The organism is Terriglobus sp. YAF25, from assembly GCF_052113305.1.
In the GTDB taxonomy this organism is placed as follows: domain Bacteria; phylum Acidobacteriota; class Terriglobia; order Terriglobales; family Acidobacteriaceae; genus Terriglobus.
On record NZ_JBFRCY010000935.1, the window covers coordinates 1 to 1,463 of the forward strand.

Below are 1,463 nucleotides of genomic sequence, written 5' to 3' on the forward strand. Positions count from 1 at the left end.
TCCTTACCCCGGCGAGGTCGAGTACGACCCAGCGCTCCATCACTAACCAGTACTCCCAGGAACATCTGGGAACGGAACTGGTGGACCTGCAGAACCATCTCACCGAACTGCAGAAACGTTATCCGGAGACCGACCGCCAGGTCATTGAGACCAGGGAAAAGATTGAAACCGTCAAAAAGGCTGAAGCGGGCGCCCGGTCCACCCCCGCCACAGAAGAGGCTACCGACGTCAATCCTGTCTATCAGCAGCTCAGCGCGTCCCTGGCGGCATCGGCAGGAGAGATGAGCGCCGGGGCAGCCGAGGTGGCAAAGATCAACGAACAGCTCGAGGATGCCCGGCATAGGCTGGAGGAGCTGAACGTGGCCACCTCGCAGTATGACGCCCTGAAGCGGGACGTAGCTGAGGCCCAGCGCGATTTCGACGTCTACGCCCAAAAAAGAGACGAAGCACGGGTTTCGGAGGAGCTGGATAAGGCCCGCATGTTCGACGTCTCGGTCGTGCAGCCTCCAATCGGCCAGTCCAACCAGATTCGGCCGCGGCCTAAGCTCTATATGGCAGCCGGCCTCGTCTTCGGGTTCCTGCTGGCGACGTTACTGGCGATCTACGTCGATACATCGTCCGAAATGGTCTATCTTCCGTCCCAACTGGACGGCCTGACCGGAGTGCGGACGGTGGCTACGGTCGCGGAAGACGATCAGGCCAATGCGTCTTCGGCAAATGCAGTCGCGTACCGCCGGATTCTGCTCGCGATCCGCAATGCGCTTCGCCATCGGGAACAGGAGATCGTCGCACAGACGAAAGGCCTGTTGGGCGGTCCCACGCCCGAGACCACAGCGTCCGGGCAGAACGAGTCGGCGGAGCCAATGTCTTATGGACGCTGCATCGCATTTGTGTCTCCCCTGCAGGGCGAAGGCGTGACGTATATCGTGAACCATCTGGCCGAAGAGGCCGCGCGGCAGGCATCGTTTCGCGTCGTTGTTATCGATGCCGCCTTACTGCTGCGCCAGTTTGCGGAAAAGGGAGATGCCGGCTTTGCGCTGAAGAAGGATAAGCGTGCGGGCTATTGGGAGCTTGATACAACCATTGAAGTCCCAGACAGCAAGAGCCATGTCCCACGCGGCACCAGCCTGCAGGAGGTCTTTTCCTGGAGGCTGCGTCCGATGATGGCGCAACTCCGGCTGGACTTCGACTATGTGTTGCTCGATTGCCCGAGCCTTGCCGAGTCGACCCTGAGCGGCGAACTGGACCGCGTGGTGGATGGATACGTAGGTGTCGTGGGCGCAGGATATTCCCGCAAGCAGAACATCCATGGCATGGCCGCGATGTTCGAAGAAGCCAGCGCGCCAGTGCTGGGATATGTGCTGACTCGACGCCGGTACCCGGTACCTACCTGGCTACATCGCCTGATTTGACGGTACTTTCCGCGATACAGCTTTGGTAGGCTGATGCCGTGAACACTATGC

Annotated in this window: 1 pseudogene; it reads left to right on the plus strand. The window is 60.2% G+C overall.

Annotated elements, in window-relative coordinates:
- Positions 1–1,412 (plus strand): annotated as a pseudogene (locus AB4043_RS25380) (hypothetical protein); the annotation flags it as partial.
- Positions 1,413–1,463: the final 51 nt, after the last annotated feature.